General features: G+C 53.6%; 30 protein-coding genes. 13 read left to right on the forward strand and 17 right to left on the reverse strand.

Annotated features, from left to right (window positions below; translation table 11 throughout):
- The first annotated feature begins 8 nt into the window (after positions 1–8).
- The gene (locus tag CW354_RS02415; RefSeq protein ID WP_104828431.1) at positions 9–956 is read left to right on the forward strand and encodes a LysR family transcriptional regulator; all 948 of its coding nucleotides are present in this window, start codon (positions 9–11) and stop codon (positions 954–956) included.
- A 59-nt stretch (positions 957–1,015) separates the two neighbouring features.
- Positions 1,016–1,657 (forward strand): TfuA-like protein, encoded by a 642-nt coding sequence (locus CW354_RS02420; RefSeq protein ID WP_104828432.1) that lies wholly within the window; start codon positions 1,016–1,018, stop codon positions 1,655–1,657.
- A 589-nt stretch (positions 1,658–2,246) separates the two neighbouring features.
- On the opposite strand, the gene CW354_RS02425 is transcribed toward CW354_RS02420, so the two are convergent.
- From CW354_RS02425 to CW354_RS02450, 6 genes are all read right to left on the reverse strand, one after another.
- Positions 2,247–3,137: a universal stress protein gene (locus CW354_RS02425; protein ID WP_104828433.1), complete on the reverse strand. Its 891-nt coding sequence runs from the start codon at positions 3,135–3,137 to the stop codon at positions 2,247–2,249.
- A gap of 12 nt (positions 3,138–3,149) precedes the next feature.
- Positions 3,150–3,512, reverse strand: a complete 363-nt coding sequence (locus CW354_RS02430; protein WP_133162134.1) for a hypothetical protein — start codon at positions 3,510–3,512, stop codon at positions 3,150–3,152.
- Positions 3,513–3,542: 30 nt separating this feature from the next.
- Complete coding sequence (locus tag CW354_RS02435; RefSeq protein WP_104828435.1) at positions 3,543–3,884, reverse strand: hypothetical protein; 342 nt, start codon at positions 3,882–3,884, stop codon at positions 3,543–3,545.
- 572 nt (positions 3,885–4,456) lie between these two features.
- Positions 4,457–4,891 (reverse strand): NADH dehydrogenase ubiquinone Fe-S protein 4, encoded by a 435-nt coding sequence (locus CW354_RS02440; RefSeq protein ID WP_104828436.1) that lies wholly within the window; start codon positions 4,889–4,891, stop codon positions 4,457–4,459.
- Between the two features lie 12 nt (positions 4,892–4,903).
- Positions 4,904–5,569: a hypothetical protein gene (locus tag CW354_RS22890; RefSeq protein ID WP_133162135.1), complete on the reverse strand. Its 666-nt coding sequence runs from the start codon at positions 5,567–5,569 to the stop codon at positions 4,904–4,906.
- A 1-nt stretch (position 5,570) separates the two neighbouring features.
- On the reverse strand, positions 5,571–5,981 hold the full coding sequence (locus CW354_RS02450) for a GreA/GreB family elongation factor (RefSeq protein WP_165793484.1): 411 nt from the start codon (positions 5,979–5,981) through the stop codon (positions 5,571–5,573).
- 406 nt (positions 5,982–6,387) lie between these two features.
- Here CW354_RS02450 and CW354_RS02455 point away from each other — a divergent pair, with 406 nt between their 5' ends.
- The 4 genes from CW354_RS02455 (at position 6,388) to CW354_RS02470 (ending at position 9,596) form a co-directional block, all read left to right on the forward strand.
- A complete protein-coding gene (locus CW354_RS02455; RefSeq protein WP_104828439.1) occupies positions 6,388–6,624 on the forward strand; it encodes a glutaredoxin family protein in 237 nt (78 codons plus the stop codon).
- 142 nt (positions 6,625–6,766) lie between these two features.
- On the forward strand, positions 6,767–7,681 hold the full coding sequence (locus CW354_RS02460) for a bifunctional transcriptional activator/DNA repair enzyme AdaA (RefSeq protein WP_104828440.1): 915 nt from the start codon (positions 6,767–6,769) through the stop codon (positions 7,679–7,681).
- Between the two features lie 152 nt (positions 7,682–7,833).
- Positions 7,834–8,214, forward strand: a complete 381-nt coding sequence (locus CW354_RS22895) for a hypothetical protein (RefSeq protein ID WP_133162137.1) — start codon at positions 7,834–7,836, stop codon at positions 8,212–8,214.
- A gap of 164 nt (positions 8,215–8,378) precedes the next feature.
- Positions 8,379–9,596 (forward strand): MFS transporter, encoded by a 1,218-nt coding sequence (locus CW354_RS02470; RefSeq protein WP_104828442.1) that lies wholly within the window; start codon positions 8,379–8,381, stop codon positions 9,594–9,596.
- 11 nt (positions 9,597–9,607) lie between these two features.
- Here CW354_RS02470 and CW354_RS02475 read toward each other — a convergent pair whose 3' ends face one another.
- The 3 genes from CW354_RS02475 to CW354_RS02480 are packed head-to-tail and all read right to left on the reverse strand — an operon-like array spanning position 9,608 to position 11,254.
- The gene (locus CW354_RS02475; RefSeq protein WP_104828443.1) at positions 9,608–10,210 is read right to left on the reverse strand and encodes a superoxide dismutase; all 603 of its coding nucleotides are present in this window, start codon (positions 10,208–10,210) and stop codon (positions 9,608–9,610) included.
- Between the two features lie 22 nt (positions 10,211–10,232).
- The gene (locus tag CW354_RS22900; protein WP_133162138.1) at positions 10,233–10,484 is read right to left on the reverse strand and encodes a hypothetical protein; all 252 of its coding nucleotides are present in this window, start codon (positions 10,482–10,484) and stop codon (positions 10,233–10,235) included.
- Positions 10,481–11,254: a 5-formyltetrahydrofolate cyclo-ligase gene (locus CW354_RS02480; RefSeq protein WP_104828444.1), complete on the reverse strand. Its 774-nt coding sequence runs from the start codon at positions 11,252–11,254 to the stop codon at positions 10,481–10,483. Before CW354_RS02480 ends, CW354_RS22900 begins: the two co-directional genes overlap by 4 nt.
- A gap of 53 nt (positions 11,255–11,307) precedes the next feature.
- Between CW354_RS02480 and CW354_RS22905 the strand changes: the two genes are divergently transcribed.
- Positions 11,308–11,877, forward strand: coding sequence for a hypothetical protein (locus CW354_RS22905; protein ID WP_133162139.1), 570 nt, complete (start codon positions 11,308–11,310; stop codon positions 11,875–11,877).
- Between the two features lie 56 nt (positions 11,878–11,933).
- Positions 11,934–12,809 carry a LysR family transcriptional regulator gene (locus CW354_RS02490; protein WP_104828446.1) on the forward strand — a complete coding sequence of 292 codons (876 nt, stop codon included), beginning with the start codon at positions 11,934–11,936 and terminating at the stop codon, positions 12,807–12,809.
- 58 nt (positions 12,810–12,867) lie between these two features.
- On the opposite strand, the gene CW354_RS02495 is transcribed toward CW354_RS02490, so the two are convergent.
- The 7 genes from CW354_RS02495 to CW354_RS02530 form a co-directional block, all read right to left on the reverse strand.
- On the reverse strand, positions 12,868–13,584 hold the full coding sequence (locus CW354_RS02495; protein ID WP_133162140.1) for a CPBP family intramembrane glutamic endopeptidase, BDIM_20840 family: 717 nt from the start codon (positions 13,582–13,584) through the stop codon (positions 12,868–12,870).
- 194 nt (positions 13,585–13,778) lie between these two features.
- Entirely contained in the window at positions 13,779–14,486 is a 708-nt protein-coding gene (locus CW354_RS02500) for an FAD-dependent oxidoreductase (protein WP_104828448.1), read from the reverse strand.
- 172 nt (positions 14,487–14,658) lie between these two features.
- Positions 14,659–15,075 (reverse strand): c-type cytochrome, encoded by a 417-nt coding sequence (locus CW354_RS02505; protein ID WP_207764628.1) that lies wholly within the window; start codon positions 15,073–15,075, stop codon positions 14,659–14,661.
- A gap of 54 nt (positions 15,076–15,129) precedes the next feature.
- Positions 15,130–15,729, reverse strand: coding sequence for a ferritin-like domain-containing protein (locus CW354_RS02510; RefSeq protein WP_104828497.1), 600 nt, complete (start codon positions 15,727–15,729; stop codon positions 15,130–15,132).
- 57 nt (positions 15,730–15,786) lie between these two features.
- Positions 15,787–16,611 (reverse strand): GTP cyclohydrolase FolE2, encoded by an 825-nt coding sequence (gene folE2, locus CW354_RS02515; RefSeq protein ID WP_104828449.1) that lies wholly within the window; start codon positions 16,609–16,611, stop codon positions 15,787–15,789.
- A gap of 31 nt (positions 16,612–16,642) precedes the next feature.
- Positions 16,643–17,368: an RNA polymerase sigma factor gene (locus tag CW354_RS02520; protein ID WP_104828450.1), complete on the reverse strand. Its 726-nt coding sequence runs from the start codon at positions 17,366–17,368 to the stop codon at positions 16,643–16,645.
- A gap of 1,683 nt (positions 17,369–19,051) precedes the next feature.
- Positions 19,052–19,867: a uroporphyrinogen-III synthase gene (locus tag CW354_RS02530; protein ID WP_104828452.1), complete on the reverse strand. Its 816-nt coding sequence runs from the start codon at positions 19,865–19,867 to the stop codon at positions 19,052–19,054.
- 433 nt (positions 19,868–20,300) lie between these two features.
- Here CW354_RS02530 and CW354_RS23895 point away from each other — a divergent pair, with 433 nt between their 5' ends.
- From CW354_RS23895 to CW354_RS02555, 5 genes are all read left to right on the forward strand, one after another.
- Complete coding sequence (locus CW354_RS23895) at positions 20,301–20,426, forward strand: hypothetical protein (RefSeq protein ID WP_279303115.1); 126 nt, start codon at positions 20,301–20,303, stop codon at positions 20,424–20,426.
- Between the two features lie 101 nt (positions 20,427–20,527).
- Complete coding sequence (locus CW354_RS02540; RefSeq protein ID WP_104828453.1) at positions 20,528–21,391, forward strand: universal stress protein; 864 nt, start codon at positions 20,528–20,530, stop codon at positions 21,389–21,391.
- Between the two features lie 554 nt (positions 21,392–21,945).
- A complete protein-coding gene (locus tag CW354_RS02545) occupies positions 21,946–23,679 on the forward strand; it encodes an ATP-binding cassette domain-containing protein (RefSeq protein ID WP_165793485.1) in 1,734 nt (577 codons plus the stop codon).
- Positions 23,680–23,785: 106 nt separating this feature from the next.
- Positions 23,786–25,216: an IS1182 family transposase gene (locus CW354_RS02550; protein ID WP_104828455.1), complete on the forward strand. Its 1,431-nt coding sequence runs from the start codon at positions 23,786–23,788 to the stop codon at positions 25,214–25,216.
- 157 nt (positions 25,217–25,373) lie between these two features.
- The gene (locus CW354_RS02555) at positions 25,374–26,408 is read left to right on the forward strand and encodes an IS110 family RNA-guided transposase (protein WP_104828498.1); all 1,035 of its coding nucleotides are present in this window, start codon (positions 25,374–25,376) and stop codon (positions 26,406–26,408) included.
- A 65-nt stretch (positions 26,409–26,473) separates the two neighbouring features.
- Here CW354_RS02555 and CW354_RS23620 read toward each other — a convergent pair.
- Positions 26,474–26,667, reverse strand: a 194-nt coding sequence (locus CW354_RS23620) for a hypothetical protein (RefSeq protein ID WP_207764630.1), incomplete at its 5' end; no start/stop codon positions are given.

The following is a 26,667-nucleotide window of genomic DNA, read 5'->3' on the forward strand; positions in this document are numbered from 1 at the left end:
TCCTGTTCATGACAGAACTCCCAAACATTAACCTCAATCTGCTTATTTCTCTTAAGGCGCTGCTTGATACAGGAAGCGTCACACATGCTGCGGATCAACTTGGCGTTACTCAGCCGACCATGAGCCGCCATGTGGCGCAGCTGCGTGAAATTTTCGATGATCCCCTCCTCGTACGGACGGGAACCAGATTCGCACATACTCCTAAAGCACTGGCGCTGGCGGAAAGCCTCGGGCCAACGCTTTTGAATATCGAAAAACTCTTTCAGCTCGAAAGCGATCCCGTAAAAATTCCGCGCGAATTCACTATCGCCGCGCCCGACGTCGTTTCGACCTATATTCTGGGTGAATCGTTGGCGGATTTGTTAGTGACCGCCGACAATTTTACAATAAACTTGCTGAACTGGGACGACAACGCGAAAACAGCGCTCCAAAATGGCGATATCCATCTCGCGATCAGCATCGATGATGTTTTCAGCCCGAACATCTATCGCCTTAAGATCGGCGTCGACCGTTGGGTGTGCCTGATGCGGAATGGCCATCCATTACGTCGTATTAAAAAACCACTGACTCCCGACAATATTCTATTGCATAGCCATGTCAGCGCTCACACAGGAGGCGGTCGTGACAAGCAGGTCGACGCCTATTTGCGCAAAAACGGCCTAAAACGAGATATTAGGGTACACACGGATGGATACATGCCCCTTTGCTCCATCCTCTGCAATACAGATTTTATCGCTATCGTCCCTTGGCATCAGGCACGGATGAATAGCCGATTTTTCGATCTGTCTTTTTCTCCCCTCGCTTTTGATTTACCCAATCTTCAATATTCCATCTGGTGGCACGAACGTTACCATCATGACCGGGGACACAAACGACTGCGCGAGATGATACTCCCGAAAATCCGCGACCACCCCGCTCACGAAGGGATCTTCAATCGCAAGCAGGACGGCTCTTGAACAAATTATCGAGGCCGATTTGCAGGGAAGTTCGACTGCTGGAGGCATAATCCTCTGACATGACGGAAAACGCCCGCTCTAACCAAATGGTGCCGCTACCCATCGTATTTCTTGGGCTCAGCTTAACTGCCGAAGAAGGGCGACATTTACTGCATGCGGACTATCGGCGGCCGATTGAGAAAGGTGACCTGGATGCGATTTCTCCGCCTGCCACGGTGTTGATCATTGATGGAGTATTGGAGGATCGGCGGCTTCCCCCTTCGGAGGCCGTACGCGCACTCGAACGTGGCGTTAGGCTCTATGGCGCAGCGAGCACCGGCGCGCTGCTGGCGATTGAATTGCTCCGCGACGGAATGGTGGGGATGGGGCGCGTGTTTAAGTTTTTGCACAGGTTCCCTGGCGATCGTGAAGATTTGGTTGCGCTCTTGTATTTGGAAAAAAAACAGCAGCCAGTGACTGTGCCGCTTATTAATATCATTTTCGCCTGCATAGACGCTGGAATGACTCCCCCACAACTCAAGAAACTGATGCGCTTGCTTACTTCGATTCCCTTACATAAAAGGACATGGGCTACTATTGAAACCGCCTGCAGCGCAAGTGGATTGACATTGCCGCACTCCATTCGCACTTTTGATGTCAAGAAGGAAGATGCATCCTCGCTTCTCGATTCGTTTCGTGAAGAAGTCTCGTCACCTGTCTGATGCCGCCGTCCGGCTGATGCCACGCGGCAAAATGATTACGTAAGAGTGATTTCGTATGAAAACGGTCCGACACTTCGACCATATCCGCCAACCGTTTCGCCAACAGGCACGCCCGCATCATTTCGAGCATTGAAAAGACCGCCAGACCGCACCCTTGATAGCTCCAGAATTCATCATCGGCTAATAGGTCGTCAAATTGTTCTTGCATTCGCCATATGCGGCGCTTTCCAAGACTGGACGATTCAAGCTGGCGCGGCGCTTATTTGACAAGGTTCCCGAAATCTATTCGTCTCGCTTCTATCTCGCGTGTTATTGGCGTTTTCTGTGGGCAAATCGAAACACCGGCATTTGCCCGAACGTGATTTAGCCAAATGAATTCAGTAATGCTTAGCGTATCATTATGTAACATGACAAATTTCTCAGTGAGACCTTCTACGTATTCGGCTGTCGCTCTTGTCGCATGTCTTCTTCGCAACAGACCTTGTTTAGCGAATTGCACGTCATGGTCGCTCGTTAAGACTTTCTGACGATATCTCCTTCTTCGTATATTTCCTTCGATCACTACGGTACTGTATTTGACACAACCCGCTTATTCTTCGCCTTTCCATGGCCGCCAAACGAGCACATCACAGGCGGCATCCCTGATTACCTGCTGCGTCACGCTGCCAATCAGCGCGCGACGCAAAAGGCTTGAGCGACCCGGGCCGACAGTGATCAGATCGGTTTTTGGACTGCGCGTAGCATTCGTCAGGGCGTTACCCGGCCCGCCGGTCGCTATTCGCGTTGTTACCGCACGACCGGTCACACCGTTGGCAAGCTTTTTCAAATTTTCTTTTGCCCTGCGGATAAGAGCCGCACGATGTGAGTCGATAGCAGCCTGGCCTACGCCCGTGCTTATCAGCGACTGTTTGAGTGGCGGTAAAATTGTCACGACCTGCATTATGTGCAGTGCGGCGTCAGGCAGAAGATTAGCCAGATAATTGAGAGCTTCCGCCCCTCCTTCCCGGCCGTCAGTCGCAAGCAGGGCGCGTTGATAAGGTTCTTTGACGGGACGTTTGACGATAAGAACTGGCGCCGATGCGCCGCGAATTACCCGATCGGCCGTTGAGCCGATAAGCTTCGCCAATATAGATTGGCGCTGGTGCGAGCGCACGACGATGAGGTCTGGCGCAAATGTTTCGCAATGTTTGATCAAGGCGGCGGCGGAAGCGCCGATTTCGACAAAAATGTCCGCTTTTTCGACGTCAGGGGCCGCCCTGTCGATAGCCGCTTTGATCATCTCTCGCGCTTCGCGTTTGGCCTCCTGCTGCAGCCGAACGACTTCCGGCGTCGCAAGCTCGAAATCTTCAGGAAACTCGATCACATGAAGCACCGTCAAGGAAGCTTTATGGATCAATGCAATTTCTGCGGCGCGCATCAAAACATCGTCGTCTTGAGGAAACTCTCCGACCGCTGCTAGAATGTTCTTATACGGTGTCATGTGACCCCCATTTTACTGCTGGAATATTGACGCCGTTTGCAGGCGCTTTCCGTACCACTTGATATGATCGATACGCTTCTGAATCTTTCGACATTCAGGGAAAATCAATTGATCGGCGGCGTTCTTCCAGAAACTGGATGCATAGTTCATTAGCAACTGGGCTGAGGAGTTATCTGATTGTCGCCAATCCCGCTGTCCGATTGCAGAATCTGAAGTTCGTCTCCGACTGGACATATCGGCAATCCTGCCGCCGTCGTCTTCCCAGCGCGCAATACAAACAGCGCTCGCGTTCTTTGCGGGATTTTTGCGCTCTTGGCGAAGCTTTTGCGCAACTCGAGCCGGCGTCAGTTCGTCAAACTTCATCTTGGCCTTCATGGATTGAGCTCTTTCTAAAAATATCATCGGTCAAAACCCTTTTTCGATGCGCCGTCGAAAAGTGGGCGGCATTAACGCTGCATCTTGAAACTTTGTTCCAACGCCATTCTGACAGACGGTCGGCGATACTTCCTCGGGAGCAGACCTCCGAATAGGAACGGATTCACCGACCAGCAGCAGAATCTCGTTTCGCGGGACGCCAAAATCGGCAAGCAACCGGGCGGCGAAACTCTCTAGAGGCTCTTTGCTTTTCCCCCTGGACAAACGATTAATCGGAACAGCCAAAATCTTTGGCAGTTTCGTCCGCTTCTCGAGTCGTTGGAATTTGGGAGCTTCAGCAAATTCAAGTTGTTCTTCAGCGCGCCTACCCATTACTTTCTCCACTGTTATTCCGGTCTGCAATGACGCCCACCGTAAGGCGCGCTTGGCCGGAAACCGCCGAAATTCTTGGCTTCTCCAGACGCAGAAACTGGTCTTCCATTTTATTACTTTTGAGAGTTCAGAAAAGGCCCCAAAAATCAACCCGGCTGAACAAAACCGCGCTGCATGGGGTTAAGAGCGGTTCAGGAGTGTTCCTGCAAACCGGATAAGCTTGGTATGATGAAAAATCATAAGCATGACTGAGATATAGTGCGCACTGATTGTTTTTCAATGATAAGAAAATGCTGCGGCCGAACAACTCAGACCGAGTTTTCGTTCCCGGCAAATCGAAGCCGTAATTGGCGCAATTTGCTAGAAACGTTCGAGAGAACAGCGATGAATCTCGAACTTTCAGCGATCAGGTCACATCCTATCTTTTCACCGAGAACTGGCGTTGAATCGTTCAATCACTTTGCTTTGTTAAGTTTCACGCCACCCAACATCTGCTCTGATCGACTTACCAACCACTTATATCCCGAGGTCGCGCTAGGTGCGGCGCCTGGCCTTTACGCCAATCACCTCAGCTACGCGCCTTCACCCGATAAGTTGGCGGGCCGGCGCAAAGTTCGCTGTCGCGCCAATTCTGCCTGATAGTTGCGGCGCTGGAGCGTCACTGGTCGGTCGATAATGCTGTAGCTCCACCCTTTGGATTCCGCGAATGAAACAGCGCTATTCAGACTTGGAAACTCAAGCCGAATATTGCTGTATGGATCACACGAGCTGGTCCAACCCATCAATGGTTCTGTTTTGCGCGGCGTCCATGGTTCAAATTCAATATGCCACCGCGACAATGAACGCAGTCCGGCGCGCCCAGGCGTTCGCGAACGTTGACGGATAATAGCCAGGGGGCGTTCGCGCGCCGGCGCAATTGAATGGGACGACAATGATTTTGGAATTGCATCGTCTTTACTGACTGAGCGCGGCGTTTCGAGAAAGTCGTTATTTCGGTGAATATTCATCGTTAATTTCCTCTAGTTCGCGGACAACCGCCTAACAGATTCAAACCGGCTGTTGAGGTTCCGGCCAACATTTTTCAGCACCGAAACCGTCGGCCTTTGCCCAACTACGATGTGATGCTTTGATTTGCTCACGCCGCTGTCGTAACGAAGCCGCGTTTCAACCATCGACAATGACAAAAACATCACGAGGCGAATGTTCGAATCAGCCTGTATTTGCGGGTGGTCCCCAATATGCCTCTGTAATGTTACCGTCGCCTCGGTCAGGTCTTTTGTTAAGTTCCGAGTGTCGGTCTTTTGCTTTTCGTTAATCCGCTGCGATTGCATGAAAACAGCGGCTTGTTCGAGCCCTGCTCCCCAATGATCGCCGGCATGGCGACAAACTTTATTGCGGCATGCGCCCCGCACGGTTTCTAACTTGCCGTCATTATCGAGAAAGACCGTTGGCGGGCTCGTTAAGACAGTCCTGCCTGCGGAAACCTCATGTGCGGCCTCGGACAATGCCGCGCACAACAATTGATCCCGAGTCTCTGGCGATAACGTTAATTCCGTCGCGTGAGCGAAGAGACGCTCAACTGCCGATTCATGGGAGCACCGAGACAGAAGTTTACACGCGTTCCAGCGCACTTTCGCGAGCAGTGCGGCAGCAACCGCACAACGGTCATAACGATTACGTGACATATCAGGCCACCATTTTTGGATCCTCAATGCTGAGAATCTCCATTTCGCGCTTGCGCATGCCCGCGCCACTCCATTGAACTCGGGCGTTCGTGGTCAGGCCGATCAGCGATGCGCCAACGGGCGTCAGAACCGAGATGCGGCCCGCGTTGATGTCGGCGTCTTTCGGCAATACGAGTTGGACGTCCTTGACTTGACCGTTCGAAACATCGCGGAACTTAACATGCGACCCAATTGTGACGAATGCATCTGCATGGTCGACGCGAACCTTAACGGCTCGATCTAGTTCATCCGCCAACAGCCTCGCGCCCGCCGAAGCGCCGCCTCCGACGTCGGACAAGCGGGAAAGAACTTCATAGTCGGTGTCGGTTACGTAAATCACCGGCTTTTTGAAAGTTCCGGCGCCTTGGGTCATTTTTATCTCCATGATGGACTTTGCGCGCGCGTTGACTGGCGCCGGCAGAGGCGACGTCAAAACTTTAATGCTAATGATTCGAAACACTTCGCGCCGCCTTACCAGGCGCCGTCAGCTCAGCTTTTGATGAGTTTCCCCGAGCCCCCGGTCAATTAGCGTCGGCGAGCGCGGGGCTAAGAGCCTGCGAGTATAAGACCTGCGTGAACTACGCGGTGTGAGAAATTGGGAGCCATTATCATATTGAGGATTAGATTGGATTCGCTTTGAGAAAAGTCAATAGACGATCGTGTCGACGAACCCTGAGAAAAGGCAAGACCAGAACGTCGGGAGCAACAAGGCAAAAAACGGATAGAAACTGATCTTCGCCATCCCAATATGGGTATTAAACCATTCCAAGGAGCTAAAGATGGCTGAGAAAGTATACTTTTATCATGCAGGCTGCGATGTGTGCGCCGACGCCGAACGCCAGTTCGTTGAGAACTTGGACAAAAACAAACTCAAGATCGAACGGGTTAATTTGGCTGAAGAACCGGCAAAGCGCGCCGAGGCTGAAGCTGCGGGCGTAAAAACTGTCCCGGCCTTTGTTATCGCTGGCAAGCCATACCACATCAATTTCGGGGCGAACCTCTCTGATTTGAAGTAACGGCGCTGGGAATGACGAAGCCCAATGCATAAATTCGACAGGAGCGCCAGTTTTGTCGGCGCTCCAGGATTTTAGAAATACAAACGAAGAGAAACTTATCGTCGCCATGTAGGTTTAGGGTGACGTTTTCATAGGAGTAAAAATGAAGGCGGCGGTCGAGGATTGGCGTTGGCAAGCGTTGGTTTCCCGCGATCCTGAGGCGGACGCCGCCTTCCGGTATGCCGTGGAAGCAACTGGCATCTATTGCCGGCCTACCTGTACGACCCCAATACCCTTGCAAAAAAATGTTCGTTATTTTCCGGACAGCACATCAGCGGAAGCGGCGGGGTTTGCGCCTTGCAAGCGATGCCGTCCTGCGCTGGCGTCATCATCAACGCCGCAAATCGAATCTGTACTCCTCGCCTGCATACATATGCACGATTGTGCGCGACCGCCAGCGCCAGCGGCGTTGGCGGACTTGGTGGGCATGAGCCGGTTTCGTTTTCCTCGCGTATTTAAAACAACGCTTGGCGTTACGCCGCACGAATACGCAGACGAGTTGCGCTGGAACCGGTTTTCACAATATTTGACGTTGGGATTGCCGATCGCTGAAGCAATTTATGAGGCCGGCTTCGGCGCTGTATCCTGCGTTTACGAAAGGGCGCTCCATTGGATGGGCATGACGCCGGCAATTTGGCGGGCCGGCGGCGCCGGGGCCGCCATCTGGTATGAGGTCGTTGAGCGACGTCAACGGAACGCCCTTATAGCCGGCACCGACGATGGCGTTTGCATTATTGCTCTCGATCATAGTCGCATGAAGCTTGAAGACTCGCTGCACAGCCAATTTGCTTCAGCATCTATCCGTTCGGCGGATCCTGACACCGCTTATTGGCTTGCGAATGCGGTCCAAAGAGCGGAATTGCCCGAAATAGTCTGCTCATTTCCATCGCATATTCGCGAAATTGGGCTTGCAGCGAGGCTTCGGAAAGCCGTCAACAATGCCATCCTCGATGGCCCGTTAGCGCCGAGTGCGCCATTCACATTTCCGCCAAGGGACATGGCATCTCTCCTCCGTTAGTCAGTCCCTTGCCGCCGGGCCGGTCTCCCCGCCGGCCCGGCAATTCAGTTCCGGGTTCAACCAAGTGATCGCACTTGATCACAAGCACACGGGCCGCGAAGACGCAAAGCGATTCGTAGCCCATCCCAATACTTTGTCAGGAGCACCGCGTCATGGACAGGCCACTCAGAAAAAGAGATAGATATTCGGTGGATGCGAGGCCCGCCGCGAGTGCGGCTGCATTGCAATCCGAACAGGATCTTGACGCTACGCTTGAAGCTTCTTTTCCGGCAAGCGATCCGCCAAGCTGGACGTTGGGCGCCAGTAAAACTGAAGCGACTGCGACCGCCCACAAAGACGTTTCTGCTCGCAGCGATTCTGCTGGAGCACAAAAGTCAGCATCAAAATCATATGGCGGTCATCAAGACAGGAAGCGTTGTAAAAGCGCATGTTTCGAATTTCCGGCATGGATGAATGAAGAGCCGCTCTGCCGAGACGCGCCGGGAATTACAGTTTTAGGAAAACGGATAACATTGCCGATCTTTCCAACCTGAGACGCTATAGCAAAGCTAGAAGGAGTGCTCTGGGTTGGCGCAAAGCGTATGTGATCAAGTTGCGGCAAACGGCTTTCCCGGCGGCGGTTCATACGTCGCCGGTTTTATATTGAGCGGCATACTCGAGTATTTCCAGACGGCATTTATTACGACGGTTAAAAACCATGATAGAAAGTGCAGCAAAAATTAGATCGCTATTGTCGAGCGGCGGCGTGTATGTGATTGGCAATAGCTTGTTGGGAATCATATTGCCGCTACGCATGGAAGCTGAAGGCTTTTCCATCTTCCTGATCGGCATAGTCATGACAGCCTACTACGCCGGACAGGCCATTGGCAGCCATTTTTCGAAAAACATCATTTTTGGCGTCGGACACATTCGCGCGTTTACAGTCTTTTCTGCAGCCGCCGCAGCAACCACATTGATCTACGATCCCTTCTTCTCTGCGCCAACATGGTTCGCCTTGCGCGCGGTCAATGGCTTTTGTTTTGCCGGCATGGCGACGACGCTCGAGAGCTGGTTGAACGATGAAAGCACCAAACAGACCCGAGGAAAGATTCTGGGTCTGTATATGACGGTGCAATTCCTTTCGGTCGCGGCCGGGCAACTATTGGTCAACATTGCAGACATCAGCCAGCCGGATCTGTTTATGCTTGCAGCAGGACTCGTAAGTCTGTCATTGATTCCCGTCGCGCTCACTCAGCTCCCCGAACCGCATCTGGGGAAATATCATCCATTCGGGATTGTTTCGCTTTTTAGGAAATCTCCCATTGGCGCCGCCGGCGCCATGACGGCAGGCGTTCTCTTGGGAAGCTTCTATGCGATGGGCGTCGTTTTCGCTTATGAGACCGGCCTCAGCGTCTCGGAAGTCTCGATTTTTATGGGTGTTGCAATTCTGGGCGGCTTTTTCATCCAATGGCCGGTAGGCAAACTATCCGATCTTTTTGATCGCCGATTGGTGTTAATTGGCATAACGGCCCTGCCGCCGTTGGCCTGGGCATTACAAATCCTCTTTAATTTCAACGGCGTCGCTCCGCAGGGACTATACTTCATCGCGCTGATATTGGGCGCCGCCATAGCAAGCGTCTATCCGATAAGCGTTGCCCAAACATTTGATCGCCTCGAACGGCATGAATATGTTTCTGCGTCCGGCGGACTTGTGCTCTCCTACGCCATCGGCGCCACTGTGGGCCCGCTGATCGCGACCGCCGCGATGTCTACTTTCGGACCGCAAATCTTTTTGGGCTTTGAAGCGGCTATAGCCACATTTTTCTCTGTCATTATATCTTATAGCATGTTCAAGAGGCCGCGTCCGGCGCCAATCAAAAGGGAACCGTTCGTGCCTGTACCAACACCGTCACAGGCCGCCGTCGAAACTGATTAGAGATTCGACAGCTAAGCGTGGTGTAAGTTTTCGTTCACAAAAGCCCAATTGATGAGCTTGTCGATGAAGACATCAATATAGCCCGGACGATCATTCTGATAATCGAGATAATAGGCGTGCTCCCATACATCCATGACCAGGAGCGGCGCCACGCCGGGTTCGGTAAGCGGCGTCTCCGCATTGGATGTGCTTTGCACATCCAGTTTGCCGTCCTTCGCGACAAGCCACGCCCATCCTGAACCGAATTGTGTCCGGGCGACTTTTGCGAACGCTTCCTTAAACCCTTCCACGCCGCCGAAACTTGCATCTATAGCCTTCTCCACATCGCCCGCCGGCGCGCCGCCGCCCGACGGCGTCATCGATCGCCAATAAAAGGTATGATTCCATATCTGCGCAGCGTTGTTGAAAATACCGGCTTTGTCAGGATCCCCGGCGGCCTCTTTAATAATCTCTTCCAGAGTCGCGTGGTCTTCCGAACGGCCGGCGATCAACTTATTTAAATTATTGACGTAACCCTGATGGTGCTTGCCGTAGTGATAGTCGAGCGTTTGCTTTGAAATATGCGGCGCCAGCGAATCGCGTGAAAAGGGGAGCGAGGGAAGTTCAATCGCCATGATAGTTGTCGTCCTCCTTGGACTAATCAAGTTGGAGTGCGGCCTTTTCGCGGATTGATTCATCGTCAATCTGCAGAAAATCAGCGTCGAGTTCATGCATGGAACATGGAGACGAGGCCAATGGACGCAGTTCGTTTTCGAGTGAAAGTGGATTGGGCTTTTCAGGCGCACAGGCGTCATGCCGCTCAACATTCCTGAAAGCGCCAGGCAGGAGACGGCGAACGAGGTTCGAAACGTTGCGAGAGATCGATCCGCAATTTTTCAATACGCTCATATCCGCCTCATCGAACAATTGCGGCGTCTGGCGTTGCGGCTGCCGAGGCCCGACAAATTCGCGCTCGGCGCTGACATCCCAAGTTGCTGCAGTTGAGGCCACATGACGCCGCTCTCGGTGACAACGGCGTTCATTGGAATGTCGTGAGTTTGCGGATGAATTGTGGCAATCTTACTTATAGTATAGCCAACGCCATATTTAATGGGAATATGCGCCATCGCCGCCAGCGTCCGGTCAAAGTAACCGCCGCCATAGCCGAGACGAAATCCGCAAGGATCGAAGCCAACGACCGGCGCCAGCACGATGTCAGGCAGGACGGTTTTTCCGGCGCGCGGAACCGGAATATTCCAGACGCCCCTGTCAAGCGCCTCGCCCGGTCGCCAGGATTTGAATATCAGCGGCTGACTTCGCTCCTCAACGACAGGAAGCGCAATCGAATTGTTTCTTTGCGAAAGACGCGCCATCAAGTCGCGAAGATCGGGCTCGCCTTTGAACGGCCAGCAAAAACTAATCGTTTGATCCGTTGCGCCGCCGAGCAATCTTTCGAGATATTGCGAGATGTCCCCGGTGAATTGCGCGCGCTGACGCGGGGTCAGATTTTTCCGGACGCCGATTAACCGCCGGCGCTCAAGCTGTCGCCATTCTTGCAAATTGAAGGCGGCCGAACGGTCGTTTATGCATTGCAAGTCTGACGTCGCCTGTTCACACGAATAATCTTCCTGTGTTGACGCATTGGCGATACTCGTCAAATTGGCGGTCGAGAGACTCATCAAAGCACCGCCGTGTTGCACCCATCACGCGTCGCGATATCTCGATCGTGAACATGAGCCTTGCAACCATCATCACGGCGAGCTGGGACGGGACGCAAGGAATTGCAAAGGGCGGCGTGAGGATGTGTTTCACCGGCGGCAAGAATGTGGTTCAGCCGCTGACGAAACCACTCGGCCAACTTTGCGAGTTGGGACGTCCTTGCGCTGTCGAGTCCTGGTCCTGGGACCTGCCGAAGTGGCCGGTGGTCGAGCAAAGCCGCGTTCACCCGCAACGACTCGGCGATGGTCTCTTCAAGACCGTTTTCGCGCGCCATGCTAGCCGTCAGCGCGATCATGGCGTGCATCGCGGCGCCGTCGCCGTATACGCGGCACGCGCGGCTCAATGCAGGCAAGAGATCGTCAACGCAAAGGGAGAGTCTTTGCAGTACGGGATCGTCAGCGATGGCGGCGCCATGAACGCCAACGCTTTCACCCACAATCTTTTCTGCCGCATCGAAGCCGCGCATGTCGCGCCCTCCTCTGTCTCGGGGCGGATTTCGATGACGGTTGTGGAGCACCGAAATCGTCCAGGTTTTGCGCACTATTCAGGTAGGAACCGACTTGACATTATGCAAACGATATAAATTCACCTTTATTATTGATATTCCTCATGTTAAAATAGGCGGAAATCAGTGCGCTTATGGACACGGAACTCGCCAGAACCTTTCTTGCGGTCGTCGCGGAGGGTACCTTTTTCGCCGCCAGCGAGCGGTTGCACCTCACTCAATCGACCGTCAGCGTTCGCATTCGCTCGCTGGAGGAAACGCTTAATTGCCGACTATTCGTTCGCAACAAAGCTGGCGCGGTCCTGACGCCAGCGGGCCGGCGATTTCAAAAACATGCGCGCGTTTTGTTGCAAACCGTTGAGCAGGCTCGTCACGACGCCGCTCTAGGGGAAGGGTTTCCGGACACCGTTGAGATCGGCGCGCGAATTGGTTTGTGGGACGGCTTTTTGGATCAGTGGTTGAGCGACGTTCGCCGCTCAAGCCCGGATATCTCCTTTCGAACGATGATCGGTTTCGAAGAAGATCTGATGCCGGCGTTGGTCGAAAGCCGTATTGACATCGGCGTCATGTACACGCCTCAATATAGACCCGGCCTTGAAGTCGATCAGTTGTTTGAGGAACGACTGATCATGGTGACGACAAATCCCGATTCTCGCGATGAGCCCGATGCAGATCATGTGCTTGTTGACTGGGGCCCGGAATTTTACGCCCGTTTCCGCGCAGCGTTTCCATCATTTGCGGGATCTGCGGTTTCGGTTAGCGTTGGCTGGCTCGGCTTGCGTCATCTCAATTTATATGGCGGTTCCGGATATTTTCCGCTTCGTCTAATAAAATCGCGTATAGACCGCCATGAACTGTTTGCCGTGCCAAATGCGCCGCAATTTAAGCTTCCCGCCTATGTCGTATATTCCAGCAATAGGACACGCGATGAGATTGATGAATTGATTTCGAATATGCATCGCATGGCGGTCAAACAAAGCCTTTCCAGCCTGCACACACTGCATACTTAATATTCAAATATGGACATTTGGGGACGGCCACCAATCGAATCAACGTGGCCGCACAGGTCTAAAACAGGGTGAATACGCCATTCGCGACGTTGTGCCCGATAATCGGCAAGACGACGCTGCCGGTTTTTTCCCTCATCCACAACAATAATAGGGACGGCGCGCCAGTGGATGCAACTGCAATCATGTCGAAATCAAAACCGCTTTCTCCGAATGACATCCCGTGCGCGAGGCCAAACAGGATTGACGTCAATAGACCGCCATACCCAATCGGTGTTCCAATGATCGATACTCGCGCGGTAAATGCTTCGTTCATTGCTAACAACAGAACGCCGCGATAGAATATTTCTTCATCTATGCCGGGCATTGTCCATTGAAATGCAATTGTTTCCCAATCATCACGTCCATCCGCGTTGCTAACGGCCATGTAGAAAAAGAAACCGCAAAGAAGGGCCAGCAGTAAAAAGGCTGGCCATGATCCTCGGAGTTGAAAATGAGTGATACCGGTGCGCCTGACGCCGAAGACAGGCAGACTGGCGACAACGAGCATGCCCGCCAGGGACATCGATTTTCCTAGCCAGTTCCAGCCAGCGGCTGGAGGAAAGTTCGGGATCGAAAAAAAGGCGCGTGTAAGAAGAAAGTTATAAAGTGCATAAAGAAGCAACGCGCCGACGAACCAGTTCAACCTAAATGATTTACGAAAAATCGACGCGCCGAGAAAACCAAGAAGCGTAATTACGCCGATTTGGCCAACCGTGAGCATTAATTCCGTATGCACTATTATTCACCTTGAGTAGAAAATATTTTCAGCGAAATTTCTGAATAGTGTCATTGCCGTCGGTGCGATTGGTAAGGAGCATACCAAATTCCGCCAGTCCGTTGCCGGATCGTTTCATTTTTACTTTATGCTCGCATTGGCCTCCACGAGGGGATCGACGTTGTCCGGACAAATATCACTCGAATGCATTCTCGTCAGTAGCCGGCAAAATCCTCGGATTTTATCTGCAATTCATCAACGCCAAGTTCGTCCAGCATTTCCTTCATCGCCGCAACCATCGCTGGCGGCCCGGCGACGTAGTAAACGGGCGCATGAAGGTCGGCAACATGCCTCGACAACATCTGTTGGTCGAGAAGACCTGTTTCAAATGGCCAGGAGCCGGGGCTCTCATCTGTCAGCGTCGGCACGAAGTTGAGTTTTGGATTGTCCGCCCTCCATTTCTCGAAGTCATCAAGGAACGCCATCCGGGCGCACGTCGTATTTGAATAGAAAATAGAAATCTGTCGCCGTGTTTTTTGCCGTATAACCTGTTCGACAATGCTGCGCACAGGCGTGATCCCGATCCCGCCTACGAGAAATACCGCGGGACGCGCAGGATCTTTGTGCAAGGTAAAGCTGCCCATTGGGCCTTCAAACTCCACTGGCGCGCCGATCGACAGTTCAGCCAGGCTGCGCTTAAACGCGCTGTCGCGCATTCGCGTCGCGATCATGATATCATCGCGTTCGGGAGCGCTGGCGAAGGAAAATGCCCGGATGTTTCCCTTTGCATCCGTATAGCGCGGGCTTGTTAGCGTGTAGTCGCCAAATTGTCCCGCCAAGAAGCGCACGGGTTGTTCAGGATGAAACCAAAACGCCAGAGTGCCTTCAGCAATGTTGCGTCTATCCGATAAAAAAAACTTCATACCTACTCTCATTGTTCGCGCGGACTTTGCCCCAAGTTGCAGGCCGGTTCGCTCTATTCGGAACGCACGCCACAGCAACGGACCGGGAGTACGAAGACATCGCTGCGCGCTCTTTTCCAGGCGCATGGTCGCGGGCAATGAGATTGACGATCCGCGGCTGCAGCACCAATAGTTATTCTACTTGCGCCGCAGCGGCCTCCGATACCTGGCGAAGATAAGCTATAATGTCGGCGCGCTCTTGCTCGTCCGTCAGACGAAAACCCATGCGCGTGCCCGGAGCCATGGCGCTCGGGTTTTGCAGCCATTCATCGAGAGTTACTTCATTCCAAACGACATCAAGTTCTTTCAAGGCTTTCGAATAGGCAAAACCTTCAACAGCGCCTGCTTTCGAGCCGAATGTGTTTTGGTGTTTCGGACCGATGCGATTTTGATCAATCGAATGACAGGCGCCGCAGCGCCGCTGATATAGCGATTCGCCGCGCCCAGCGTCACCCTCAATTTCGGGAGATACTTTCGATTCAAAATTTTGCTGTTCATCTTCCGCAATCGCGCCAACAAGTAGGACAGCGCAAAGAATGGCGAGCATCATATCATCCATCCTCATATTGTCGCGTGGCGGGACTCCGCGAAACTTTCATATCTTCTACCCAAAATAGAGCGCGTTTTTCGGCAAGGCTTCACCCACAGCGCCCTTGAGCGCAGTCCAGTGCATCGCCTCGTCCGCCGCCAGGCGCGCGAACAAATGTCCGAATTCATGATCGCTGAGGGATGGAATTACGCCAAGATAGGCATTGGCGGCGCCCAGTTCGAGACTGATCGCGAGCTGCAAAATATCAGCTTGCGACTTTAACTTATCGGCGCCAAGCGCTTCCGCATACTCGCTAATTGCTTTCGCCTCGACCGGCGTCCCACCCAATTCGCGCACGGCCTTGATGAGCTCGTCACGATGTCCTTTGTGATGACTTTGAAATAAAATCCCAACCTGCAGGACAGCATCGTTAAGGACGCCACTCTCCGCCGCAATCTGATAGGCGGCGATGCCTTCATGCTCCAGAGATAGCGCTGTGTTGATCAACCCAGCGTCTGTTGACGGTTCTTCTTTTGCTCCCTTGCGACTTGCCATGGCGAGCGCGCCGCCGGATAGGACGCTTAAACCGGCCACTGAAAGAGTGGCTGTAGTTCCTCTGCCGATAAAGCCTCGCCGGCTAAGTTGCTTCTTCGGCGGGACCTGTTGAATGTGCATAACTTCCTCCTCTTGCATTTGTTATTGATGGGCTTACGCAACCCGACTTTACTTGTCTCATGCCGCTTTCTGGATCTTCGTATCCGGGCGGCCGACAATCCGTGCATAGGCCGTGTGGTTGTGAATCGATTCAAAGTTCTCTACTTCGACGGCGTAATCCAAGATTCGAGAATCTGCGCTTAAAGCGACGGCGACATCCCTCACCATATCTTCGACAAATTTGGGGTTGTCATAAGCACGCTCAGTGACGAATTTTTCATCGGGGCGTTTTAAGAGCCCATAAACCTCGCAAGATGCCGCGTTCTGGGCGACGTTCACAAGCTCCTCTAGGGAAACCATTTCCAGCAATGTTGCTTCAATTGAAATCAGCGAGCGTTGATTGTGCGCCCCGTATTTTGAAATCTCCTTTGAGCAAGGGCAAAGGCTAGTTGCTGGAACGATCGCCTTTAACGTAAATTTAGCGCCGCTCGCGCCGGAAACGACCGTCCGCCAGACAACGTCATAGTCGAGCAAGCTTTGCGCACCTGAAACTGGGGCAGATTTATTCTGAAAGAATGGAAACTTCAGTTCGATCTCGCAAAACGGGGCGTCAAGACGATCCGCCGTCGCTCGCGCGAGATTGACAAAATTTTCCTGTGTCAGTGGCGAAGAATGGCTCTCCAGCATTTCAATGAAGCGCGACATATGCGTTCCCTTGACCTCTGATTTGAGGCCGACCGACATGGAAAATTCGCCGATTGTCGGAATTGCACCTTGCGTCGACATGATCACGACTGGGTAGCGAACTCCTTTAACCCCGACATGATCGATAGCGACATTGCGCGAATCTCGCCGGTTTTGAATGTCCGGTAATGCGGAAACATCAAATTCGTTTGCAGGCATACAGTTCACGGGATAACCTCTTTTTTGTATGTTACTGGGTCAGTTTCGCGAGCACGCGAAATACGATGCGGTCACAACGCTCGCCGTCAAACGAATGCAGGGACGGCACAAGTTCATCGAATGCGTCGCCCAGTGTTTCCTGCAGCTTTTTCTTGGCGCGAAATAGGCGCGTTTTTACTGTCTGCTCATTAAGCGACAGCGTTTCGGCGATTTCCTTGATCGTTTGGCCGTCAACTTTCGCCAATATGAACACTGTCCGAAATTCCACCGGAAGGGCGTCGATAGCGTCTTCAAGAAGCCGGCGCAGTTCAGCAATTTGCACGTTTAACTCGGGATCAGGTTCACTGGATTCAATATTTTCTATTCTGGAAAAAAGCGGGTCGCCTTCTCCGTTTGGGGGAGAGACAAAGTCTTCGAAAAAGACGACCCGGCCACGCCGACGCACGCGTCGATAGGCGAAATTAAGCGCGATTTTCGCTAGCCAGGCTGAAAATCCGCCTGGGCCCCTAAACGATTCGAGCTTTTGGAATGCTGTTACATAGGTCTCCTGTACAACATCCTCCGCGTCAGTTGGGTTTTTCAGGATGCTCCGGGCCAGCCGATAGAGATGTTGATTATGGCGCCGCATGATGAGTTCAAACGCTGCAGCGTCACTTTCCCTCAAGACTCGTTGAACGAGGTCATAATTGGTCAGCGGCTCCAGTGCGGTAGGAGCGCTAGTTTGCGGTGTAACGAGCTTTCTCAGTTTCAGCGTCATGGTCTATAGATCATACGGGGGCCAAAAAGTTCCCGAAAACCGCAAACAGGGAAACACCCACCTTCCGTCGCTATTTCTTTGGTGGGCCAGACATAGGTGGACGACATTGCGCACATCACAAATGCGTGATTTGCCTTGTTAGTTGTACAAGAAATACTTCTTTGTGGTCGCCTCCCTCAAGGCTTGGGGATGCCGCAAACACATAGACGTTCCAAACTTGAATGCGTCGAGAAAACCTTTCCACCGTCAAAGCCGCCATTCTGTCCCGAGGTAGCCGAGCGGGAATCCGCAATACCGCCAGAAGTAAATTGTTACGATATCTAATCGTCTCGTTTGAATTTAGAAGTTAGAAATGTCACCTGACCGAACTTATAATTCGCTGTTTTCCAGCTTGCTGGTAATTGTTTTCGAGCCGGAGATACGCGCCTGGTGCGGCGCGCAATCTTTGGGAAAAGTGTTCTGGGGCTACGGTGTTATTGTATGCTCTGCGCTTATCCTCCTATGTACTCGCACCTTTTACGATGGCAACATCGTGATGCAAGAAGTGCTGGGGATCTTATTCGGCGCATACACGGTCTGGGTTCTTGTTGCAGTCTGGCGTTGCGCAGAGAACGCTAATCCGTTTTGGTGTTCACTCGCCCGGTGGTTGACTGTCGCCTGGGCTGCGAACACGGCTTTTGTATTACTCTTCCTTCAATTTCAATTGCTGACGAGCATAATATAAATGCCTACCTTGGGCATGCTCGTAACCGAGCGGAAATTTGCCCTCCAGACCGTGCGCGATATTATTGCCCGGGTCATTCTTGGCACTAAAGACTATAATGCTCCGCTGCGTCGGCCTCACGGTTTTCATCTTCGCAAAAGCGCCACATGACGGGAACGGAACACGCCGTCTGGACGCGCTACATTTTCCATGGGAACTCAACCGCAGAAAACTAACTGGCAAAAGGCGAATCCGAATGAAAGCCGATTCTGCTCGCAGGCCTTCCGCTCGCACGATCAATGCAATACGACGATTTACGCAATGGCGGACCGCCATCGCGACAATTGCCGCATTCGAAAGATCATTGTCGTTAACGTCTGCGACATTGAACTTAACGGCGCAAAACCTGACGACCTAGTCGAGGCAATGGGGCCGAGCAAAAATGATTGGACTCGTATCGCAAAGAGCTTCTCCCTAGCGTCGTAAGGCATCCCGTAAAATTATCTGTCCGGAGATTTTCCAGAACTCAATATCTTCGCACCTATTTCACACCTTGGGAAAAAGAGCGATGCGTCGACATCTAAATCTATCGCCATGCCTCTGCATCAATATCGCGCGTCCCTTCCCGCCTGACTAAACAGCTACCTGCCTCAACCAGACGACAATTTTTCGGCCCTTCTGCTCGAAGTAGAACAATTATGCACGACGCACCTCAATTTCTGCACGCGGGCGTCAGGAATACTCGTTGTAGTCTCCTTCGATATCTCAGACGATAGCCGCCGTTTTGCGAAAATATTCAATATAGAGCATACGCTCGTCTTAAGAAAAGCGTGGCGTTTGATCGGGCCGGACCTGTTTCGTCTCGAACCTTGTGACGAATGCACACAGAGAATAACACTCGAATGAAATAGCGCGGGTCGTCCGAGAAAGCAGTTACAGTTCACCGCCATCCAGCGCATTCATCGTTATAAACAGGGCGCCTAACTATACCCCCCAGATTCGTTGAAAAAACAATCGGGCTCGTCATCACCACTATCCGCAATAAGGCGTATCATCGACTCTTCTGACGGGTGGTCCGCAATGAATATTCGAGCGCTTTTGACAGCGTCAAACGGAAAAGCCGCCGCAGGGGAGATGCAATAAACGCTGCCCTCCCATGTTTTAATCTGCGACCGAAGAAAAGCGGCGACAACGGATCCGGCCTTGGGTGAATGAATGACGATCCCATGGAGACGGTCCAGAATCGACGCAATACAATTCAGCCGATCGCGCGTGACAGGCCGGCTTTCATAAACAGCCTTGCGTTTCTGGCGATAACCAGCCGACTCCAATGCACCGAGAAGATCACCCGCAGGGTCTCGCGCTGACAAGTGCAGGATCCTGCCGCCAACCGCCGACCGCTGCCGGATCAATTTTTCAAGGGACCGTACGTCGCCGTCCGCCGAATAAACATTCCGGTATCCGGCCCTCATCGCTTCACTCGCAGTATGATCTCCCACCGCGAAAACCGGCAAGTCAAGGAACTCGCTTCGTGGATTGTGCATGCGTACTGCATTGGCGCTGCTAAAGACGATCGCATCGGCGTTGCAGCTCGCGATCACAGCACGAAGCTCGATAATCTCCAGCACCGGCATGAGGAAAGATATATGACCAAGTTTCGTCAAGCCCTCCGCGGTTCGGTGATTGCCGGGCGCGGTCCGCGTGATCCAAAATGTCTTCGCGGCGCTGCGCGTTGCATCAAAACACTCCTCATCGTCTGAAACGGTAGTGCCGATCGAAAAATTCGAACTATTCATGGGGATGTTATTCTCGACATGTTGTTTTATGGAATCGGCGAAAGGAAACGCGCCGCTTGTCAGCCGGCCGGCATGTCACCACCGATGCGAAATGCTTGTTGAGCGACCCAACCTCGAAGAGATCCGCAGCGCAATGCGCTTCCTGAGCGTTTCTGGCATCGTCGCCCCGATGTATATTCCATACGAGTCTTAGCACCGTGTGAATTGCGCGGCGAAGAAAAACAATACGGCCATGATAACGGCAGCAACAAAGCAATAAACGGATAGAAACTAAAAGTCGTCGTCTCAATATGGGGATTGAACCACTGGAGAGGGATTAGAAATGCCCGAAAACGTATATTTTTATCACGCAACCTGCGATGTGTGCGCAGATGCTGAGCACCAATTCGTCAAAAACCTGGATACAAGCTAGTTCAACGTAGAACGCGTCAATATGGGTGAAGAACCGGCGAGGTGCGCCGAAGCAAAAGCCGCTGGCGTAAAAACAGTTCCGGCGATCGTTATTGCAGGCAAGCCATATCACATTAACTTCGGCGCAAATCTCGACGATTTGGGGTAACGGCGCCGAAATGACAACCGCCATTGCCCAAATTCGGAAGGAACACCCTTTGATTGATGTTCCCGAATTGTTGAACAATTAAGGAAAAACTCCTCGTCGCCATGAAGAGCATTCTCGTCGCCATCGATTTTTCAACCCGCTCGGTGCCAGCAATCGCTCGCGGCGCAGCTCTGGCGAGAACCGCTGGAGCAAAACTGACTGTCGTCCACATTGTCGATGGCGATCAATCGGAAAGCATGGCCTCCGCTGCCGAAGCGGAAGCACAAAAGCTCTTCGAAAAACTCTCCGAGAACCTGAAAAGCAAATACGACGTTGACCCCTCGACGCTTGTCGTGCGGGGAGAACCGCACGCCGAAATCCTCAATGCTGCCAATAGAGCGGACACGGACTTGATCGTCGTCGGCGCGCACCGCCGGGACCTCATTCGCAATGCGTTTATCGGCACAACTGCGGAGCGCAGCATACGCGCCAGCAACATCCCCGTCCTCATTGCGCGTTCCCCTGACGGAACACCGTATCAACATCCATTGATCGCACTCGATCTGAAAGAGCGAGACCTACATCCGCTTCACGTCTCAAAGTCGATGAAGATTTTTAATGGAACGCAGGCGAACATTGTTTTCGCCTATGACTTATATGGCAACTATCATCTGCTGAGACATGCAGGCGCCACAGATGCTGAACTGCAGAAATATATTGCCGAAGAAGAAGGCGTAGTGCGTCCTCAAGCCCAGTATATTCTCGAAAATGCCGGTATGAATCCGGCCAGCATGATACTAAAACCGGCGCTCCTCAACGCTCATGATCCGGTGCTGGAAGCAGCCTCAGAAAGAGCGGCGGACCTCATAGTGGTCGGAACAAAGCGAAAGCAAGCCTTCCAGAGATTCAGGACCGGCAGCGTTTCAAAAGCGATCATGCGGCGCGCCGGCACCGATGTCCTGGTTGTACCGCCAGAAGATCTTTAGAAATATGCATAGCAGCGACGCAAAATTTCTGCGGCCAAATGCGTAAAAGAGCATAGATATTAGAGTCTGTGCCGGGGCTGAGTTGAGTGTGTTGCAGCGCTGCCGTTCTGATTGGTTTTGTCGCGACAATCGAATGTGCATCATTTGTCCGTCCTGGGCAGACGGGGCTTGCCTTAATGATCAGGAACAATGCGCGATAACTCGCACGGGATGGAAGAGACGTCGCAACATGCCTGCTGTAGCAAGCAATAAATACCGATGAAGGATGTTGCGCGGCAAACTGACGACTCATTCGCAGTCCACACATGAAATCACATTAATAGCACGGACGCCTTTCCCGCCAGCGCCGCCACTGCGTTGCCGCAGTCATGACGCTATCTATTCCCCCGACACGCTTCTCTGGCCGTCGAGGCGGATCATAGCGACGCCGCAAGATTGTCCCTGCGACTATACCGGGCGCACCGCTTAACGACCGGTAGAATATGGAAGCGCGCCGAAAGCAAATGGGCGATGCTTGCGGCGCAGCAGACCGGGGAGCCCCAGAGAGTGATCGCATGATGAGCTTTGGCGTCATGAGGCGGCTTGTCGCCATGATCGCCAAGCCATCGCTCTGCGCGCGCCGGGACACAGCCTGCGCATTCGGACTCGAATTGACGAATGTCGCGCTCGGCGCTTCAGCGCCCGTGTTGTTAAAACTCTCAGTCGACGCCCTGACGAACGGAACGGCGCCGTTCGACCGTCTCATCCTGTTCATATGTGGATTCGTAATCGCCTGGACCGGAACGAACGCGACGACCGCCCTCAAAGCCGTCTTCACCTTGCGTATCATCGACAAGCTCGCGCGCCGAATTGTGCTGGACGCCACACGCTCGCAGCTTCCCGCGCTCGCCCGCCGGCGCGGAGGCGACAGCGCGCGCCTGCTAGGGATCATGGAGCGTCTGACCTTCAGCCTCCAGATCGTCATTGACGGGCTCCTGTGGCGCGCGGCGCCCCTCGCTGCGCAAACCTTCGTCAGCCTCGCCGTCGTCGCGGCGCTCGTGCCGCCGCGATATGTCGGGATCATGACCATCGTGCTCGCCGCCTATTTCCTCGCGGCGCGGCAGGGCGCGGCGCAATTCCAGGAAGCTGCGAGGAACGCCAACGCAACCGCCGCCGCGCAAAGCCAGACCGTCGGAGACATCCTCCGCAACGCCCGCCGCGTCGTCTTCAATGGAAATCTCCACGCGGAACTGGACCTGATCGGCGAGCAGATCGCCGCAAGGCGGAGCGCCAATGAACGCGTCTCGCGCCTTATCGCAGGCACGGCGTCGCTGCAGTCGGCGGTGCTTGTCGCAGGCATGAGCATCTTGCTTGTCCTCGGCGCCAGTGATGTTTCAGCCGGCCGGCTCACCATCGGGGACTTCGCCCTCCTCCAGGCTTACGCCTTCCGCCTGGCGTCGCCGCTCGGGAGCTTCGCCTATATCATCCGCCAGGCCGGCGTATCCCTCGTCAATATCGCCGAAGCGCTGGACCTCCGGGGCGATAAGGATGGCAAACCTTCTCCTTCCCCACCCTGCCCGACTTCGCCAGCTGGACGCGCGGAGATTGAGCTTGACAGCGTCAGCTTTCGATATGGCGATGACTGGGTGTTGCGCGGCGCATCCGCCCGCATCGCGCCCGGCGCCTTTGTGGTGCTCGTCGGCCCGAATGGGTCGGGCAAATCGACCCTCGCACAAATCATGGCCGGCCTCGTCGAACCGTTAGAAGGCGCCGTCTCAATCAATGGCCTGCCGATGCATGAGATCGATCCGGACGCGCGCTGCAGGCTCGTTCTTTACACGCCGCAAGCCATCGGCCTCTTCAACCGCACCCTTAGTGAAAACGCGCTCTACCCGCCGACCCTGACAAGCGAAGCCGAACTCACGCGCCTGTTGGCCGAGTGGCGCTTTTACGAATCTGGCCGCCCCATCGATCTTGAGCTTCCCATCGGCGAACACGGCGCGCGCCTCTCCGGCGGCCAGATGCAGAAGCTGGAGCTGGCGCGGCTCGCCGGAATTCGTGCGCCCATCGTCATTCTCGACGAAACAACCTCCGCGCTCGATCAGGCAAGCGAAGAACGTGCGGTTCGGACGATGCGGCAGCAGTTTCGAGGATGCACGACGCTGATTCTCATCACGCATCGCATCGCAACGGCGCGTGAGGCGGATTTGGTGCTGTTTCTTGAGAACGGGCGCCTTGAAGCGGGGGCGCATGAATCGCTGACGGGCGAATGCCCCGCTTACAGACGGTTTTGCGGTATGGAATCATGACCACGCGCGTGTAGGTTTGCGGCTATGCAGCTATGTCCGCTGAATCCTGAGGCTGTGTGAGAACGGCAAATCAGATTAGCGTTTTGGCGTCTCTTGGGAGGTCGAAATGCGCCGATTTGTTGAAGGAGAAGATCGAAATCAGCAGGCTCTATTACCCGCCTGCCTTGACGATTATATCGACGAGGAAAATCCTGCCCGCGTCGTCGACGCCTTCATTGATGAGCTCGATCTGCTGGCGCTTGGTTTTGATCGGATACAACCAAAGGCGACGGGCCGCCCAGCCTACCATCCCTCGACACTATTGAAGATTTATCTCTACGGCTATCTCAACAGCATTCAATCGAGCCGGCGGCTGGAACGCGAAGCGGGCCGCAATGTCGAGTTGATGTGGCTGACAGGTCGACTGGCGCCAGACTTCAAGACGATCGCTGACTTCAGGAAAGACAACGGCCCCGCCATCCAGGCGGTTTGCGCGCAATTCGTCGATTTGTGCCGGGAGCTCGGCCTTTTCGTCAGTGCAGTCGCAGCAATCGACGGTGCAAGGTTTAAAGCGGTCAATGCCCGGGTAAAGAACTTCACTAAGGGGAAATTGAAACGCCGCATCGGCCAGGTCGAGGCGAGCGTTACGCATTACCTGAACGCCCTCGATAACGCTGATCGCGAGGAAGTCGTTGCCGAAGAAAAAGTCGCCTCAATGCAGGATAAACTGGCGGGGATGAAAGCAAAACTTGCAGAGTTGAAACAGCGCGAGGCTGAAGTTCTTGCGTCCCCGCATCATCAAGTATCGCTGACTGACCCTGATTCCAGATCTATGGCGACAAGCCATGATATCGGCATGGTCGGATATAATGTGCAGTCCGCCGTCGATACTGAGCACCACTTGATCGTCAGCCACGAGGTATCAAACATCGTCTCCGACAAAGTGCATCTGTCACGGCAGGCGGCAAAGGCGAAGATCGCCATGGGCAGGGACACGCTCGATGTTTATGTTGACCGCGGATACTTCAGCGGCGTGGAAATTGTGGCCTGTAAAGCCAATGGCGTCACAGCGTTTGCACCCAAGCCGCTAACATCCAACTCACGGGCTGCTGGTCGTTATGGTAAGGACGAGTTTACCTACATCCCATCCGAAAACGTCTATCGATGCCCTGCCGGAGAAAAACTCACCTATCGCTTTGAAAATGTGGAAGGTGGGCGGACGCTTCACTCTTATTGGACAACGAAGTGTGAGGCCTGTCGTCTCAAGCCGCGATGCACTACCGGCAACATGCGACGGGTTAAACGCTGGGAGCATGAGAGCGTGATCGACGAAATGCTAGAGCAGTTGGACAAACGCGACGCCATGACCATCCGAAGGCGGACCGTCGAGCACCCCTTCGGCACGATCAAGGCCTGGATGGGCGCAACTCACTTCCTGATGAAAGGCCTCAAGAACGTCCAAACAGAAATGAGCCTCAGCGTTCTCGCCTACAACATAAAGCGAATGATCGCGATCATGGGCGTCGGGCCGCTAATAGCCGCGATCAAGGCAGCGTGAGGCCGCCGCGCCGAACTCAAAATCAAAAATTTACACTCGTCCGGCCGCAAACGTTTTTACACGGCCTCTCCTCAAAGCATGAGTAATCGGGCTTGGCGCCCAGCGGTCAGGCTCCTGTGGCAAGGTCAGTTTTTGACCTGCAAGATGGGAGATGAAGATGAAATACTACGTTGGATTGGATGTTGCGCTGCGTTCACTGGCGCTTTGCGTCATTGACGCCGACGGCAAGATTGCTCTCGAACGAGCGTTGCCATGCGAAATTAAAGACGTCGCTGATTGCATTCGTGATTTTGGCAAGCCCGTCGAAATGATTGGTTTTGAAGCCGGCACAATGAGCCAGCATCTATTCCACGGGCTGGTCGCTGAGGGTTTTGAAGTTGTTTGCATGGAGGCGCGCCAGGTGAGCGCCGCTCTGTCCGCCATGCGTAACAAGACTGACAAAAATGATGCGCGCGGCATTGCGCAAGTCGTCCGGTCCGGCTGGTACAATCCGGTTCACATGAAAAGCCGTTCCAGCCATTGTGAACGAGCGCTTCTCACCAGCAGAAAAACAATCCTTCGCAAATGCCTGGATCTGGAAAACGAAATCCGTGGTCTGTTCAAGGCCTTCGGCATTCGATTGCCGAAGGCGATAAAGCGGTACAACTTCGCCAAGCAGGTGCGGCCCATCATCGAAGCTGACGAAGGCTTGTCACATGCGTTGTTGCCGGTGCTTGATGCTCATGAAACATTGCTGGTCATCTTTGTGGAACTGGATCGACGAGTAAAGACGTACGCACGAAAAGACCCCGTTTGCACCCGTCTCATGACGGCGCCGGGCGTTGGCGAAATTACGGCGCTGAGCTTTAAGGCGGCTATCGATGACCCGACGCGGTTTAAATCCTCCCGCAATGTTGGCGCACACTTCGGGCTTACGCCAAGACGCTTTCAATCCGGCGAGATGGACAATCATGGCCGAATATCCCGCGCGGGAGATGAAGGCGTTCGAGCTAATCTTTATTCGGCGGCAAACTCACTGCTGACACGGTCACGCAATCCATCGAGGCTCAAGTCATGGGCTATGAAATTGATGCGTAGCAAAGGTCGACGTAGAGCAACCGTCGCGCTTGCCCGCAAACTCGCGGTCATCCTGCATCGCATGTGGGTTGCCGGGACAGACTTCCGATGGAACGCTACGGAGGTAACTGCATGATCTAAAACCTCACCCCGTTCCATCGGGATCGTCCTCACTTGGACGAGGTTGGTGGATGAAGCCGATTATGTCTGCTGCGCCTTATAATAAGCGCGACTCAAAGCGAGGCTCTCCACAAACCAATCCGGCACATGCATGCAGCCGCTTTTCATCTTACGAAGCGAACAGACTGCGGAGAGAAGCGTGACCCAAGTGAATACGAAACCGCGGAAAACTAAATTTGGAGCTTGACTGGACCCGCCGATTAGAGAAGCGGACA

Origin of the sequence: Hyphococcus luteus, from assembly GCF_002943565.1 — a bacterium.
GTDB classification, from domain to species: Bacteria; Pseudomonadota; Alphaproteobacteria; order Caulobacterales; family Parvularculaceae; genus Hyphococcus; species Hyphococcus luteus.

Excerpts from the sequence above, each read along its gene's own strand:
- CW354_RS02415 (WP_104828431.1), top strand. The coding sequence starts at position 9 with ATGACAGAACTCCCAAACATTAACCTCAATCTGCTTATTTCTCTTAAG.
- CW354_RS02420 (WP_104828432.1), top strand. The coding sequence starts at position 1,016 with ATGACGGAAAACGCCCGCTCTAACCAAATGGTGCCGCTACCCATCGTA.
- CW354_RS02425 (WP_104828433.1), bottom strand. The coding sequence starts at position 3,137 with ATGACACCGTATAAGAACATTCTAGCAGCGGTCGGAGAGTTTCCTCAA.
- CW354_RS02430 (WP_133162134.1), bottom strand. The coding sequence starts at position 3,512 with ATGAAGGCCAAGATGAAGTTTGACGAACTGACGCCGGCTCGAGTTGCG.
- CW354_RS02435 (WP_104828435.1), bottom strand. The coding sequence starts at position 3,884 with ATGGGTAGGCGCGCTGAAGAACAACTTGAATTTGCTGAAGCTCCCAAA.
- CW354_RS02440 (WP_104828436.1), bottom strand. The coding sequence starts at position 4,891 with ATGAATATTCACCGAAATAACGACTTTCTCGAAACGCCGCGCTCAGTC.
- CW354_RS22890 (WP_133162135.1), bottom strand. The coding sequence starts at position 5,569 with ATGTCACGTAATCGTTATGACCGTTGTGCGGTTGCTGCCGCACTGCTC.
- CW354_RS02450 (WP_165793484.1), bottom strand. The coding sequence starts at position 5,981 with ATGACCCAAGGCGCCGGAACTTTCAAAAAGCCGGTGATTTACGTAACC.
- CW354_RS02455 (WP_104828439.1), top strand. The coding sequence starts at position 6,388 with ATGGCTGAGAAAGTATACTTTTATCATGCAGGCTGCGATGTGTGCGCC.
- CW354_RS02460 (WP_104828440.1), top strand. The coding sequence starts at position 6,767 with ATGAAGGCGGCGGTCGAGGATTGGCGTTGGCAAGCGTTGGTTTCCCGC.
- CW354_RS22895 (WP_133162137.1), top strand. The coding sequence starts at position 7,834 with ATGGACAGGCCACTCAGAAAAAGAGATAGATATTCGGTGGATGCGAGG.
- CW354_RS02470 (WP_104828442.1), top strand. The coding sequence starts at position 8,379 with ATGATAGAAAGTGCAGCAAAAATTAGATCGCTATTGTCGAGCGGCGGC.
- CW354_RS02475 (WP_104828443.1), bottom strand. The coding sequence starts at position 10,210 with ATGGCGATTGAACTTCCCTCGCTCCCCTTTTCACGCGATTCGCTGGCG.
- CW354_RS22900 (WP_133162138.1), bottom strand. The coding sequence starts at position 10,484 with ATGAGCGTATTGAAAAATTGCGGATCGATCTCTCGCAACGTTTCGAAC.
- CW354_RS02480 (WP_104828444.1), bottom strand. The coding sequence starts at position 11,254 with ATGAGTCTCTCGACCGCCAATTTGACGAGTATCGCCAATGCGTCAACA.
- CW354_RS22905 (WP_133162139.1), top strand. The coding sequence starts at position 11,308 with ATGAGCCTTGCAACCATCATCACGGCGAGCTGGGACGGGACGCAAGGA.
- CW354_RS02490 (WP_104828446.1), top strand. The coding sequence starts at position 11,934 with ATGGACACGGAACTCGCCAGAACCTTTCTTGCGGTCGTCGCGGAGGGT.
- CW354_RS02500 (WP_104828448.1), bottom strand. The coding sequence starts at position 14,486 with ATGAAGTTTTTTTTATCGGATAGACGCAACATTGCTGAAGGCACTCTG.
- CW354_RS02505 (WP_207764628.1), bottom strand. The coding sequence starts at position 15,075 with ATGATGCTCGCCATTCTTTGCGCTGTCCTACTTGTTGGCGCGATTGCG.
- CW354_RS02510 (WP_104828497.1), bottom strand. The coding sequence starts at position 15,729 with ATGCACATTCAACAGGTCCCGCCGAAGAAGCAACTTAGCCGGCGAGGC.
- folE2 (WP_104828449.1), bottom strand. The coding sequence starts at position 16,611 with ATGCCTGCAAACGAATTTGATGTTTCCGCATTACCGGACATTCAAAAC.
- CW354_RS02520 (WP_104828450.1), bottom strand. The coding sequence starts at position 17,368 with ATGACGCTGAAACTGAGAAAGCTCGTTACACCGCAAACTAGCGCTCCT.
- CW354_RS02530 (WP_104828452.1), bottom strand. The coding sequence starts at position 19,867 with ATGAATAGTTCGAATTTTTCGATCGGCACTACCGTTTCAGACGATGAG.
- CW354_RS23895 (WP_279303115.1), top strand. The coding sequence starts at position 20,301 with ATGGGTGAAGAACCGGCGAGGTGCGCCGAAGCAAAAGCCGCTGGCGTA.
- CW354_RS02540 (WP_104828453.1), top strand. The coding sequence starts at position 20,528 with ATGAAGAGCATTCTCGTCGCCATCGATTTTTCAACCCGCTCGGTGCCA.
- CW354_RS02545 (WP_165793485.1), top strand. The coding sequence starts at position 21,946 with ATGATGAGCTTTGGCGTCATGAGGCGGCTTGTCGCCATGATCGCCAAG.
- CW354_RS02550 (WP_104828455.1), top strand. The coding sequence starts at position 23,786 with ATGCGCCGATTTGTTGAAGGAGAAGATCGAAATCAGCAGGCTCTATTA.
- CW354_RS02555 (WP_104828498.1), top strand. The coding sequence starts at position 25,374 with ATGAAATACTACGTTGGATTGGATGTTGCGCTGCGTTCACTGGCGCTT.